This is a genomic window from Bacillus sp. OV322, from assembly GCF_900112495.1.
Classification (GTDB): Bacteria; Bacillota; Bacilli; order Bacillales; family DSM-1321; genus Peribacillus.
In genome coordinates this window covers 19,455-33,647 of sequence record NZ_FOMA01000003.1, presented here as the reverse complement: position 1 = coordinate 33,647, position 14,193 = coordinate 19,455, and the positions used below count along the sequence as shown (strand labels likewise).

Below are 14,193 nucleotides of genomic sequence, written 5' to 3'. Positions count from 1 at the left end.
ATCGTGCAGCTTTTCGAAGAATCATGCAACTTTCGGCGATATTCATGCAGCTTTTCACATAAATCATGCAACTCCCCTTTTCAGGGACAGCTTCTGCTATAACCATGTACATTTACAAAACATCTAGGAATAATTACCGGCTGTTGTAGAAAAATATTGAAGTGTACAGATATTCCAAAGATGCGGGAAAGGAGAGGAAATACATGAAAACCTGGTGGCAGAAATCAGATAAAAAGAATTCACCCGGCGGCCAGCTGGATACACACTATCATTCACTGAAGGATCTTCTTGATACATGCCGGAAATCAGCGGATTTCATGAGGTTTCAGCAGAATAAGCATAATTTTTTGTGTATTTCTTATTTTAAGACTCTCGTCTCTCCTGAAATTTTGCACCGGGATATCTTTTTGTATCTTCAGGATAAGAAATTTAAGACATATGAAGAGCTGAAAAACACTCTGCCGTTTGAGAATATCATGGTTACAAATGAAGTTTCCGAGATCCAGAAAAAGTTGTTCGCCGGTTTTATCATTATTCAGCTGCATGAAGATGATACCACTGTCATGCTGGTGAATGCGCTGACAGAAGAAAAACGGGCCATTTCCATTCCAGAGCAGGAGTACAGCGTAATAGGGCCTAAAGAAGCTTTTGTGGAATCCCTGGATATTAATATAAACAGAATCCGCAAAAGGCTGCCTATTCCTGAATTAACCTTTGTAGAAATCATTGTAGGGAATTTGTCCAAAACGAGAATTTGTGTGGCTTATATTGACGGAGTGGCCAATGAAGAAAACGTAAATACCGTCATTCAAAGAATAAAAAATATAGAATATGACGAAATCGTGGATGCATCCTTTGTTACGCAGATGATTTCTGATAACAGAAATTCGCCATTTCCTCAGCTGATTGATACAGAACGCCCTGACCGGACAGCAAGTGTTTTGGCTGAAGGTAAAATTGCCATTTTGACAGATGGCTCTCCATCTGTTTTAACCGGGCCAACGACGCTTGTAGAGTTTTTCTCTGCTTTTGAGGATTACTTCCTGACTTGGCATATTGCATCAGCTTTTCGTTTGATCCGTTTGTTTTCGGTTATGTTTTCCGTTTTATCCACTCCGCTGTATGTGGCGATTTTGACCTATCATTATGAATTGATTCCGCAGGATTTATTAAATAAACTTGTTGCATCAAGAAGCGGTATTCCGTTTCCGCCGGTAATGGAAGCGATTATTTTAGAACTGACGATCGAGCTTCTGCGGGAAGCTGGCGCACGGCTGCCTACAAAGGTAGGACAGACAATCGGTATCGTTGGCGGTATCGTTATTGGAACTGCAGCTGTTGATGCAGGGCTGACAAGCAATGTGCTCTTGATTGTTGTGGCATTGGCTGCTCTTTCATCCTTTACCACCCCAGTCTATCAGATGAGCAATACCATCCGTTTGATTCGTTTTCCTTTTATTCTATTCGCCCAGTTTCTAGGACTTCTTGGCATTTCTGTATGCTTCGCTTTTGTTTTGGCGCATTTGCTTGGCCTTACTTCGCTTGGAAGGCCATATATCGCACCTATCTACCCGCTCAGGATACATGATTTAAAGGATGCCCTATTCAGGCTGCCATTTTCTCACCAGAGATTACGCCCTATGCAAGTAAGATCCCAAAATCCAGTCAGATTTAAAGACAAAGCCAAGAAGAAGAAAAAAAATCCGGATATTGAAGAATAATCTGCAGAGGTAGGATAAATCATGGTAAAAGAAAACCGCCAAGTCTCGCCGTTTTTCACCTTTTATTTGATACACACCGCACAAATAGGCGTGGCCATTCTTGGATTTGAGCGCTATATAGCGAAGGATGCAGGCCACGATGCATGGATATCCATACTCATCTCCGGATTTTCCATCAACCTCATTATATGGATGTCGTATAAAATACTGAATAAGGGTAAAAGTGATATAACCGTCATACATAAACAGCTCTTTGGCAAAGTAATCGGGAATTTTTTCTCACTCGTTTTCATTGTCTATTTGTTGGCTTTGATGGTCACCATCTCCCGCACATATGTTGAGGTCATTCAAATCTGGATATTCCCTCAGCTCCATACCTGGTATATGATTATGATTTTATTGACCATCACCTATGTATTCGTCATAAAGGGGTTCAGAGTCGTGACAGGCATTGCGTTTTTAAGTGTCCTTTACGGAATTCCCGTCATCTTCATGAATTGGTTTCCCCTTCAGGAAGGACACATTACAAGGATATTTCCCATTATGGATCATTCTGTTGGAGAAATTTTATTAGGCGCTAAAACCATGACTCTCAATTTTTTGGGCTTTGAAACGCTATTCTTTTTTTATCCATTTATTAAACAAGCAGAAAAGTCGCAAAAATGGTCACATCTTGGCGTCCTTTTCAGCATATTCCTCTATTTTCTCACTGCAGTTGTTTCGTTCCTGTACTTTAGCCAAAGCCAGCTGAAAGATACCATTTGGGCCACTTTGACTTTGTGGAAAATCGTAAACTTGCCGTTTATTGAAAGATTCGAATATACAGGCATTGTGGTTTGGCTTTTTGTCATCATTCCAAACCTGTGTCTTCTTATGTGGTCAGCCAGCTGGGGCTTGAAGAAGGTTATTCACTTAAAGCAAAAAAAGGGATTGATCCTGTTATTAATTATTACATTCATTAGCTGCGTATTGTTTTCAAACCGTGTTGAAATCGATCTGCTAAATACATACACGGGGAAAGCAGGCTTTATATTGATCTACTTTTACATTCCATTTCTTTATGCTTTTCAACTTATACGATTGAAGGCAGGTAAAAAAAATGAATAACAACCCGCTTCAAATTATATGGTGGACCATCTTTACCATACTATTGGTCGCCGGCTACAGCATAAAGCCCCGTATTCTTGAGGATATCCAGCTTATCACCGCATTTGGATATGATTATATTGATGATATGTATGTAAAAGGCACTGCTGTCACACCGATCAGTTCAAATGAAGAAACAGCCCCGCCAAAAAACAGCTATTTAACGGCAAAAGGACATACAAGCAAAAATATCCGCCAAATCATTCAGACGGAATCCCCTAAAACGCTCATGATTGGAAGAGCGGATGTGGTTTTATATAATAAAGAACTCGCAGAGCACGGAATAGGCTACTATATTAAAACGCTCAGCAGGGATCCTGAAATCGGGAGGAATATTTATCTGGGTGTTGTTGACGGATCTGTTGAAAAGATGCTCAAAAAAAATTATACGGTATCAGAAACCCCTTCCCGGTATCTTTCTGATCTTTTTAATTCCAACATGAACTTAAATCTTCCTAAAACAAATTTGCATTCATTTTTGAATACTTACAAAGAAGTAGGCCAAGATCCAATCATGCCGCTGCTGGATAACTATCAAAATAAAATCAGAATTAAGGGAGTCGCTCTTTTTAAACAAGATAAATATGCAGGATCCGTTTCGGAAGAAGAATCGTTTCTTTTTAAAACAATGTATGAAAATTTCGAGAACGGGCTGCATGAAATCAAGTTAAAAAGCGGTACTTTTTTAACCATCGAAAATCTTAACTCAAAGGTGAAATACCAAATGACAAAGGGCGATTTTTCAAGAGCAGTGGTTCATATATCCATGAAAGGAAGAATAACCGATGCCGGTCGTGTCACCTTCACTGACCCTAATGCTCTTCATGCAGTGGAAAAAGATTTCAGTGAGGATTCTACCAAAAAATTAAATAAAATGATAAAGAAGTTCCAGAAATTGCAAGTAGATCCATTAGGCCTTGGCGAAAAAATGAGAAGTAAAACTCGCCATTTCGACTTTAAAGAGTGGAAGGAAAAATACCCCAAAATGGATATTACGGTAAAAATGGATGTCGAACTGAGCCAATCAGGAATTGTTGATTAAACAAGCGGAAGGAGAGGTTATGTATTTGAATTCTATTGCTTTAATGATGGACATTTTCTATAAAGTCTTTCCTTTCGTTGACAAGGAGCTTGCCCACTGGAGAAAAAGAGCGGAACAGATTCCAGATCCTGTGCTTAAAAAACAGGCATTATCAAGCATAGGAAGCAAAGCTTTTCACTGTCAGGGAGGAGCTATTTTTGCCCTGCTTGCAGATAATAAATGGAACCGGGCAGAAACCATCAAGTTTATCGTAGGGTACCAAACAATGAGTGACTATCTCGACAACCTGTGCGACAGGGGCACCTCTTTAAATCCAGAAGATTTTTCTGCCTTGCATGAAGCCATGAAGCACTCAATTGACCCTGCACTGGGAAAGACAGATTATTATCGGTTCAGAAACGAAAAAGATGATGGCGGATACCTGCATGAGTTAGTGGATGTCTGCCAGTCAGTACTGCGCGGCATCCGGCATCACACCATCATCCTGCCATACATGGAGGCACTAAATTCCTATTATTGCGAGCTGCAGGTACATAAGCATGTTACTGTAGATGAAAGAGCGACGCGCCTGATGGACTGGGCCAGAACCAGGATTTCTGACTTCCCTTCCCTTGCCTGGTATGAATTTTCCGCCTGTGCCGGATCTACCCTAGGCATATTTTGTCTTTGTGCATACAGCACCCAGAAAGACTTTAATGAAGAAAAAGCCATTTCCATATTCAATGGCTATTTTCCATACATTCAGGGCCTTCATATATTACTGGATTATTTTATTGATCAGGAAGAAGACCATAAGGAGGGAGATTTGAATTTTTGCAGCTATTATCGGGATGATGAAGAGTTAATGGCCTCTTTTGCAAGCTTTTTCTCTAAGTCACTGGATACGGCGGCAAATATACCAGATAAAGGCTTCCACCAGCTTATCCTTAAGGGCCTGCTTGGCTTATATCTATCTGACAGTAAAATCAAGTCTCAAAAAAATGTCCGCCGGCTTGCAAGAAAGGTCATTAAACTGGGAGGCAGGCAAGCATATTTCTTTTATGGAATGGCCAGGGTTTACAATATGCTGAGTGCAAGGTCATGAATAAGTATATTTACTATATGGGAAAATTATAATTGAAGATAATCAGGAGGTTAATACAATGGAAAATCATCATAAAGGAAGTATCCAAAGTATTCTATGGAGTTCCTATGCCGCCTGCATGGATGTAAGTAAAGCACATTCCGCGGATTTCGCTATCAATAAAGGATTAAAAAAATGTGGACGCTAAAGAGACGATTTTTTGGAGTGCAGCATTTCCCGGTTTTGGACAAATACTGAATGGCAAATTAATAAAAGGATTCATATTTATTGGCATCGAGGTTCTAATTAATGTGCAGGCCAACTTTAACTTAGCTATTATATACAGCTTTCAGGGCGAAATTCAAAAAGCCATTCAAGTGACAAACCATCAATGGCTGATGTTTTACCCTTGCTTATACTTTTTTTCCATGTGGGATGCCTACCGGGATGCTGGAGGCGGAAACAAACCATGGGCTTCCCTGCCATTTGTCTTTTCAGCCTATTTCGTCACGCTTGGGCTTTTTTATTCCTCTAAATTAGAAATATTTGGTGTGCTGCTCGGCCCGGTATGGCTTCCTATGTTATTTCTTATACCCGGTATTTTAAGCGGGTTTATCATCCGCCGCATTTTACTCTATTTTTAATAATTTACTTTGACCAGACGGAGGTAACCCGGGATGCCTGTGATATCAGCTGTCTTTTTCAGTGCTTCGCATGGATATTCGGTACGCTAATTACGGAGTCATGCAAATTTCGGTGTTAATCGTGCAAGTTTATCCCCGAAACAAGTCTGTGTATTGATCGCAAGAGACCGGAATAAAACAACTCCTTCAAAGCGTGTTGGTTCAGGCAGAATTCTAACCGAACAAATCGACGGTGCTTATTTCTGATGCTCATGATTCATATAAATTTTATTCGGCTATTTGGAACACATTATTATAAATGGCAGTAAGAAAGAGTTTGTCGGCTGCAGCAAAAAAAGGCCAGCTCTCTTTATAGGAGAAACTGCCCTTAGGTGCGCTTAATCGATTTTTCGGATACTTTCTTTTATCAAGTTTAAGAAACGGAACATTTCCATAGATAAAATGGCTCCACTGACCAGTACAGCACTGAAAACGTAACAGGCAAGAATGTCGCTCGGAAGTGACTGATGAAGATAAATGGAACTGACTGAATAGGCTGCCAGACAGAAAATAAAGAAGACGAACAGGAATGCTGCTGATAAAAACCGCGACTTATGGCGGATCAGCATAAACCATAGCAGACCATACACCGTCATGAACAGCATGGACTTTTCATCAGCAAAATTCTCGCTAATGCTTTTTGCACCAAGCAAGAAATGAAACAGCCAGCGAACACCAATGGAAAACAGGTAGGTACCGATCACTGCCGAAGCATAAAAGATGCATTCAAGCCATATATTTTTCCTGTTAAAAAAGATCGCTGCCAGTGTAAATAAAGAAAGCACTCCAAGAACCGGCCAGGAAGAAAGATGCTGCAGCAGATGCATCAGACCGTTCCAGTGAACATTAAACAATGAATTGAGAACCGTCTTTACCACTTCATTAAATTGGACAAACTCATTTGAAATAACGCTTTTTATATAAAGAACCATCAAGGTAATAAACGAAACAAACAGCAGGGAAACACCTAAAATAATAATTTTTATTTTGCGGAAACTATGGAAACGCTGAAATACATTTTCAAAAATAAGGATTATGGCTTCTTTAATATATTCTTTGTTTGTTTTTATGACAAAATAACATAAGCCAATGGTACCAATAAGAATGGCTGCAAGGACGAGCCACTTTTTAATTTCTCCTTCAAACTGATCCCACTTCGGCCCCATCAAATCTCCGAGCCAAATAAAGGTTCCTGTCCATAAAAAGACACCAATATATGAAAAGATGGCGAAAGTCCGGAATGGAAGCTTGATAATCCCGGAAATAATGCTGGCGATATGCCTTACACCCGGAATGAAATAAGAAATGAGCAAGAGCACCTTCCCATATTTCCCGTACCAGACGGACATCTTCTCTATTTTCTCCGGCCCCATGTGGATAAATCGGCCGAATCTGCGGAAAAAGGGCTCGCCAAGCTTATAGCCGATCCAATAGGAAACCGTCACCCCTGCCACACCGCCCAATCCGGCTGATAAGACAGACAGAAACAAATTCATCTTTCCCTGATAGCAAAGCACACCCACATAGCTCATTATTGCTTCATTAGGTATCGGGACAATAATCAGCTCAAGCATTAATGATAAAAATAATACGATATATCCATATTCATTTAATAAATGTATAATTTGGTCCACTAATTTATTTACCTCCTGATAAAGAGCGTAGCACTACTTAATGATACCTCATTGCCGGCATAAAAAGAATTAAGAGAAGATTAAAATGAAGAAGAATTATTGTTTTAAAGCTGGCAAATCACCCAGTGAGGATAATAATTTAGTAACACCCCTAAAAATCTAAACGACGAGCCTGATATTTTCCATAAAAATGGAAAATTCATTCGAATTCCAGCCTGATTCGAGCCAAATACACCTTGATTAGAGCGAATTTCTGCTTCATTAGAGCCAGTTTCCGATTGATTCGAGCGAATGCCATAACAAGCAATTTCACTAGCGGAAATAAATAAAGCCGCCCGAAAATGGCAGCCAAAAGATTAATTAACTCAAATTTTAATGAAATATGAAGCTTCCTTTTGCTGTGCTAACTTATGCTGAGGATGGCTTGCTTTACGGTGCTGAACGTTTCTAAATCTGTAAAATCAATTCCTGCGGCGATACTCATTGTTGCTAAATCAGATCGTATACCTGTAAATATGGTTTTTACCCCTAATAATTTTAAAACCTTATTTATGGTAAAAATTCTGCCGGCCACCTCATTATCAATCGTAACCAGTCCAGAGAAATCAATGATAAGACACTCAATTTTCAGGTTACTGATTTTTGGTATAACCTTATCCATAATATGCTCACTTCTAATTAAATCAAATTCTCCAATTAACGGGAGAATCGCTATTCCATTTTGTATGGGCACGATTGGTGATGATAACTCAGTTATTACCTTTTGATTTTTTACATTCATTTCATCTGCTAACCGTTCTCGTTCAAGGATAGATTGAGTAATACTTAAATCGAGCAGGTAACCTGTTCGGTTATTTACAAAAACTACCTCATCTGTAGACAGGCCTTGCTTGATGGTTGTTTTGGCAAGCATATTTATTAGCTGGAGCTTAGTTTCCGCATATGGCTTTATAAGGCTGGAGATGTCTTCGAAACTAAACTGATGGGATTCTGCTCGAGATTTTTCCAGATGTTTTTTGTGCCATTGAAGAAACATCTCAGTCACTGATTCATCCGATAAATGTAACGAACTCCCAAGGAACTCCAAAAATTCACGGTTATTGGTTATTGACTTTTCGACAATTTCATAGGGAAGCTCTATTTCTAATTTTCCTAAATTATATTCAACGATTTCTCTGCTTATTGAATCAGCATTTCGAATTAAAAATATTGCGAAGGTTTCAATCCCGCTCACTATTTTGCCCCCTAGTACACTGCACATCTTAAACTGATTATATTAAAAACACGGCTCTGCAGCTTCTCATATTATAACATTATACAATGCTTCAAAGCCTGTCCCTATAAGCAAATAAAATAGAGACCCCGAAACGGGATCTCTATTTCCACCTATTTTCCCCTGTCAGCAATTCTAACGCGCTGCAGGCGAAGGGCATTCAGTACGACTGATACTGAGCTGAATGCCATGGCAGCTCCTGCCAGCCACGGGGCGAGCAGGCCAAGGGCGGCAATTGGAATGCCAATGACGTTATAGGCAAATGCCCAAAAGAGATTTTGTTTGATGTTGCGGATGGTTTTTTTACTCATCAAAATGGCATCGGCAATGTTGTTCAAGTCGCCGCTGATGAGTGTAATATCAGCTGCTTCCATCGCAATGTCTGTACCCGTTCCAAGGGCCATTCCGATATCGGCGGCAGCGAGAGCGGGGGCATCATTGATCCCGTCGCCAACCATGGCCACTTTTCTTCCCTGCTGCTGAAGCTTTTGAACTTCCGCGGCTTTTCCTTCTGGAAGGACCCCTGCTATCACTTCATCTATGCCCGCTTCCTTCGCAATGGCTTTGGCCGTCCGCTCGTTATCTCCAGTAATCATAAGCACCCTGATGTCCAGATCCTTTAACCGGCGGACCGCTTCTTTTGAAGTATCCTTAATTGAATCTGCCACCGCAATCATTCCGGCATATTTCCCGTCAACAGCAGCCAGCATCACGGTTTTCCCGTGATTTTCAAGAGCTTCCATGCTGGACAGCACATATGGTGCAAGACTGATATTCTCCTGTTCCATAAGCTTTCGTGTCCCGATAGCAACGGACGTGTGATCAACTGCTGATTTTATGCCATAGCCTGGCAGCGCTTCGAACTGCTGCACAGCTTTTAAAGGGATATTTTTCTCCTTCACTCCAGCAGCAATTGCTTGTGCAAGAGGATGTTCGGATTGATTTTCGGCTGAACCGATCAATGATAGAAGTTCATTTTCCTCTATTTCATATGCGATCACATCTGTTAATTGCGGAGCACCTTTTGTAACGGTCCCTGTTTTATCTAAAATCACTGCATCAATGACGTGCGCCGCTTCCAGATGTTCCCCGCCTTTAAAGAGAATACCGAATTCTGCTGCACGGCCAGATCCTGCCATAATGGAGGTCGGTGTCGCAAGACCAAGTGCACAAGGACAGGCAATCACTAAAACAGCAATCAGTTTTTCCAATGCATCGGCAAAATCCCAGGGATTTATAGCTAAAAACCAGATCAAGAAGGTGATAACGGCAATCCCCACAACAATCGGCACAAATACCCCCGAAATTTTATCAGCGAGGCGCTGGATAGGCGCCTTTGAACCCTGGGCCTCTTCAACTACCTTAATGATGCGGGAGAGAGCCGTGTCTTTTCCGACCTTGAGTGCTTCAATCTTTAAGAATCCGTTTTTATTGATTGTGGCCCCAATGACCGAATCTCCTGCTTGTTTATCTGCAGGCACACTTTCTCCTGTTATCATCGATTCGTCCACCGCGGAATTCCCTTCAAGAATCATGCCATCTACAGGCACTTTTTCTCCTGGCTTGATGAGGACAACATCGCCAGTTTGAACCTCTTCAAGCGGAATTTCTTTCTCCATTCCGTTTCTAATGACAATCGCCGTTTTAGCCTGAAGTCCCATCAGCTTCTTAATCGCTTCAGACGAGCGGCCCTTGGCTCTTGCTTCAAACAGTTTCCCGAGAAGAATTAATGTAATGAGGATGGCACTTGTTTCATAATACAGCTGGGGCATATGCCCGCCAGAACCCGCTGCAATCGTCATATACAAGCTGTAAAAGTACGCTGCAGATGTTCCAAGGGCTACAAGTACATCCATATTTGCGCTTTTATTGCTCAGCGCTTTATATGCGCCAATATAAAACTGCGACCCGATCATAAACTGGACTGGTGTAGCAAACGAGAATTGAACCCAAGGATTCATAAGCGCTTCAGGCAGATAAATTCCAGAAGTAAAAGAAAAATGGCTGACCATCGCCCACAGCAATGGAAGAGATAGAATGGCAGAAATAATGAATTTTGTTTGCTGTTTTTTCACTTCTTTGAGTCGGTAATCTGCCGTATTTTCATTTTCTTCTTTTGCAATCGCGTTATACCCGAGCTTTTGGACGCGGCTCACTATATCTCCAGTGTCTACTAATGACGGATTAAATTCTACGCTTGCTCTTTCTAGGGCAAGATTCACTGTTGCGCTTGAAATTCCGTCCATTTTATTTAAGACCTTCTCAATCCTCGCTGAACAGGCCGCACAGGTCATCCCGGTAATATCGAATTCCTTTTTATCCATCACCACATCATATCCAAGATGTTTGATTTTCTTTTGAAAATCCTCCTCTGAAACAATGCTTGGATCATATGTGATTCTTGATTTTTCCAGGGCCAAATTGACATTTGCCTCTTGGACACCCTCCATTTTCTTCAGGACTTTTTCAATTCTTCCGGCACAGGCCGCACATGTCATGCCTGTTATTTGATAGTTCGCTTCTTTCATTTTTGCTATTCCAGATTCACTCATACAGCAGCACCTCCAAGACGTTGCAGGGTATAATGATATCATTTACAGAAATCCCGCATGTTCCGCCGCTCATCATTCAAAGCCCTTAAAAAAAGAGAACGTGCCGGATAGCACGCTGCTCTTGTCCCTCTTATTTAAACCACATCGTAGCCTTGATCATCAATCGTTTCTTTAATTTCACTTAATGATACTTCTGAAGGATTGAATTCTACATCGACTTTTTCTTCTTTTAAATGGACAGTAACAGATGAAACACCAGATAATTCACCGACGCTTCCTTCAACAGCTTTTACACAATGTCCGCAAGTCATGCCTTTTACGTTTAAAGTTGTTTTTTCCATGTACACTCTCTCCTTTTTCCTACTATTTATAAGTTTACTGAACATCCTCTTTTTTCTTTACACCCCCAGTATATTATACCCCCCTACCCTATGTAAAGGATTATGCAAAAGCTCTTTTGTTACTTTAGATAGATGACATAAAAAAAGGCTCTTTTCTTAAAGATTGTTGTTACTTAAATAGTTCTCGAGGCAATTCCATTGTTATAACAGGTTGATTGGAGCGGAAGGTGTGGAGACTCCTGCGGGATCAGCGTGACAGGTGAGACCCCGCAGACGCAAGTCGAGGAGGCTCAGCGCACGCCCCGCGGAAAGCGAAGCATCCTGGAGCGGAAATCAACCCCTTGTTTCATAGCAACAAAGTTTACGAAAACAGCCTAAAAAAAAGAGGGTGAATGGCTTCATCCTCAATTTATGAACGCTTTAAGCAAACCTTTAGAATCCTATGGCCGCTGAAAAGGAAAGATTTCATATTACCAGGCAAACTTTACAGCAGATTAAGGGCTAGATGCCAACGCATGTCTCAATTGTCCATATACAGGTACATGTGTTAAATCCAATCCAAGTTCTGTAAACGTTTTTGCCATTTTTGGAGAAAACCCTGAAATTTCTACCTTGGTCCCTACTAGTTTTAATCCGCCTATTAGTTCAAACAATTTTTGAAAAATCACTGTACTAACACCTACAAAACCAGAAAAATCTATAATTAGTTTTCTAACGTCTAGTTTTACTACTTGATTTAGGGTGTTATTCACTACGCTGTCCATCCGTGACGAAGAAAACCCTCCCACAAGAGGCATCACTGCATCATCATCATTAATAAAAACAATCGGAGCAGCAACATTATCCAGCTCATTCTCCATTGTCTGTTTGTTTTGTTCAGTTTGATTGTTAAATTGTTGTGTTGTTATCCTTATGGCTTCATCAAAAGCAAAAATAATAGTTTCATATATTTGAAGCCCTTCTTCCAAGTCATTGCCATCGATGATTTTTGAATTACGCAGATATTTGAGTAAAGACAATCGGAATGATCCAAGTACTGCCACAGTCTCTTTTAACTGAACGCCTTGATTAAAAAAATAATTTAGGGAATCGTAGCCTAATTCATTTTTTGAAATCTCTTCTTTGCTAATTTTGAGACTGCTGGTTACCCGGTCCAAAAGTAAATGAAGCATTTCATAGTGGATATGTAAATCCTGTTCAGTAAATTTTATATTAAGTTCTTCTAAGTTCTTTGGTAAAAGTGTTCTGATTACATCATTTTGGTGTTCCCTAAAATAATCGACTACCCTGTTGTTAAATTGCCGCACTAGGTTCACTCCCCTTGCATAATAGGTTAAAACATACTGCCTGGTATGTCTAAAATTCATTAAATAACTTCTCTAGTCTTGCCTTAAATTCCTTCTTGGCATTTGTTAGTAATAGCGGGCTTCCCTGCTCGTTACACCAAAAATCAGGCTTGCTAACCGTCACTTAACACAAGGCGTAAGGATTATTTGATGTGTTTATGACAGCAGCCATTTGCGGGAGTACAATTACTTGGGCAATTCATTCGATTAATGACACTGGAGATTCATTTAATACTACAATTACCTCTGCCGTCACCCCGCAAAACTTTATGGTCGGCTGCTCACAATTCTAATTTAGCAACACAGTGATCTTTTGAAAAAAATCAAAAAGAGTGAAAAGAATTATCCCAAAGGACGCACGTATATGTGTAATATCTTAACTTAGCCCGTTAACCAACAGGTTCCAAAAAATCAATAAATAATAAAAAGGTACAACCTTAACTAGAGTAACTAAGTGTTAAAAGGATTTTTTTCCAGTAATAGGGTATTTAAAAAATGGCACCGTAATAACTGAAAATGAATATGACCGTGAGCGATATTATCTTTCGCGGCTGCTATTACTGCTGCGCCACTCGTTGTATTTGTACATGGCAATAATTGATAAATGTGAAGAATACTATGCTGATTTTAATTAGAAATGTGAAAGGTGTGAATTCATTTGGATAGACCACTAGGCATGTGGTTATACGCAGTAGGGTATGTGGTAATAATAATTGGATTTATATGGGCTATGTTTAAAAAAGACAAACGCCTCAGACCGCTATATCTTCTTGCAATCATTGCTTTCTCTATCCCAGCCTATGTATTTTTTAAGTTGTTTTTCTTTAATCCTGATCTTTAATTTAAGAAAATTCACTAATAAGGCATTTTGATTATCTCCTTGTTCGTGCAACTTCAATTTGCATGTAAAACTAAAAGTTCGTTTTCACCGCCTATTATTAATTTGTGCAGTTTTTATGGAGTTTTGAAAAAGGCCTTAATACCAAATGATGCCAGCCTGAACGAAGAAGATGTTAAAATGATGAGCTCCTGCATCAGGATGGACAGGGAATGTGCCGATATTTGCGGTTTGGCGGCCAGGGCCATGCAATCAAACAGTCCATTTGCACTTCAGATCTGCCAGCTATGTGCAGAGATTTGCGAAGCCTGCGGAAATGAGTGCAGACAGCACCACCACGATCACTCCCAAAAATGTGCAGATGCCTGTTTAACATGTGCGGAAATCTGCCGTAAGATGATTTCATAAATAAGAAAGGGAGTGCACTGATTCTAGAAAGCACTCCCTTTTTCCTGTTATACTTTCATACATAAAGCGTTCTGCATACTCTTTTCACATTTCCAAGGTAAAATTGCAGAAATACATATTAATCCTTCAGGGCAGGTTTCGGTACC

At 40.2% G+C, this 14,193-nt stretch carries 13 protein-coding genes and 1 pseudogene; 9 read left to right on the top strand and 5 right to left on the bottom strand.

Going from position 1 to position 14,193, the window contains the following annotated elements; translation table 11 throughout:
• The first annotated feature begins 203 nt into the window (after nt 1-203).
• From BM126_RS07840 to BM126_RS21885, 7 genes and pseudogenes are all read left to right on the top strand, one after another.
• The gene (locus BM126_RS07840) at nt 204-1,721 is read left to right on the top strand and encodes a spore germination protein (RefSeq protein WP_090989012.1); all 1,518 of its coding nucleotides are present in this window, start codon (nt 204-206) and stop codon (nt 1,719-1,721) included.
• A 21-nt stretch (nt 1,722-1,742) separates the two neighbouring features.
• Complete coding sequence (locus BM126_RS07835) at nt 1,743-2,828, top strand: GerAB/ArcD/ProY family transporter (RefSeq protein ID WP_090989011.1); 1,086 nt, start codon at nt 1,743-1,745, stop codon at nt 2,826-2,828.
• Nucleotides 2,821-3,909: a Ger(x)C family spore germination protein gene (locus BM126_RS07830; RefSeq protein WP_090989010.1), complete on the top strand. Its 1,089-nt coding sequence runs from the start codon at nt 2,821-2,823 to the stop codon at nt 3,907-3,909. Before BM126_RS07835 ends, BM126_RS07830 begins: the two co-directional genes overlap by 8 nt.
• 25 nt (nt 3,910-3,934) lie before the next feature.
• On the top strand, nt 3,935-4,993 hold the full coding sequence (locus tag BM126_RS07825; RefSeq protein WP_371261428.1) for a tetraprenyl-beta-curcumene synthase family protein: 1,059 nt from the start codon (nt 3,935-3,937) through the stop codon (nt 4,991-4,993).
• Between the two features lie 58 nt (nt 4,994-5,051).
• Nucleotides 5,052-5,180: a hypothetical protein gene (locus BM126_RS22775; protein WP_256213023.1), complete on the top strand. Its 129-nt coding sequence runs from the start codon at nt 5,052-5,054 to the stop codon at nt 5,178-5,180.
• On the top strand, nt 5,170-5,616 hold the full coding sequence (locus BM126_RS07820) for a hypothetical protein (RefSeq protein WP_090989009.1): 447 nt from the start codon (nt 5,170-5,172) through the stop codon (nt 5,614-5,616). Before BM126_RS22775 ends, BM126_RS07820 begins: the two co-directional genes overlap by 11 nt.
• A 120-nt stretch (nt 5,617-5,736) precedes the next feature.
• Nucleotides 5,737-5,937 (top strand): annotated as a pseudogene (locus BM126_RS21885) (IS1595 family transposase); the annotation flags it as partial.
• A gap of 56 nt (nt 5,938-5,993) precedes the next feature.
• Here the strand turns inward: BM126_RS21885 and BM126_RS07815 are convergent.
• From BM126_RS07815 to BM126_RS07795, 5 genes are all read right to left on the bottom strand, one after another.
• Nucleotides 5,994-7,289 carry a VTT domain-containing protein gene (locus BM126_RS07815; protein WP_090989008.1) on the bottom strand — a complete coding sequence of 432 codons (1,296 nt, stop codon included), beginning with the start codon at nt 7,287-7,289 and terminating at the stop codon, nt 5,994-5,996.
• Between the two features lie 403 nt (nt 7,290-7,692).
• Complete coding sequence (locus BM126_RS07810) at nt 7,693-8,523, bottom strand: STAS domain-containing protein (protein ID WP_177201362.1); 831 nt, start codon at nt 8,521-8,523, stop codon at nt 7,693-7,695.
• 152 nt (nt 8,524-8,675) lie between these two features.
• On the bottom strand, nt 8,676-11,114 hold the full coding sequence (locus BM126_RS07805; protein WP_090989006.1) for a heavy metal translocating P-type ATPase: 2,439 nt from the start codon (nt 11,112-11,114) through the stop codon (nt 8,676-8,678).
• Between the two features lie 134 nt (nt 11,115-11,248).
• Nucleotides 11,249-11,455: a copper chaperone CopZ gene (copZ, locus tag BM126_RS07800; protein WP_071350616.1), complete on the bottom strand. Its 207-nt coding sequence runs from the start codon at nt 11,453-11,455 to the stop codon at nt 11,249-11,251.
• A 494-nt stretch (nt 11,456-11,949) separates the two neighbouring features.
• Nucleotides 11,950-12,762 carry an STAS domain-containing protein gene (locus tag BM126_RS07795; RefSeq protein WP_090989005.1) on the bottom strand — a complete coding sequence of 271 codons (813 nt, stop codon included), beginning with the start codon at nt 12,760-12,762 and terminating at the stop codon, nt 11,950-11,952.
• Between the two features lie 191 nt (nt 12,763-12,953).
• On the opposite strand from BM126_RS07795, the gene BM126_RS22280 reads away from it, so the two are divergent.
• Together BM126_RS22280 and BM126_RS07785 are read left to right on the top strand one after the other, a co-directional pair.
• Nucleotides 12,954-13,094: a hypothetical protein gene (locus BM126_RS22280; RefSeq protein ID WP_177201361.1), complete on the top strand. Its 141-nt coding sequence runs from the start codon at nt 12,954-12,956 to the stop codon at nt 13,092-13,094.
• 671 nt (nt 13,095-13,765) lie between these two features.
• Nucleotides 13,766-14,047, top strand: a complete 282-nt coding sequence (locus BM126_RS07785; RefSeq protein WP_256213022.1) for a four-helix bundle copper-binding protein — start codon at nt 13,766-13,768, stop codon at nt 14,045-14,047.
• The last annotated feature ends 146 nt before the right edge of the window (nt 14,048-14,193 follow it).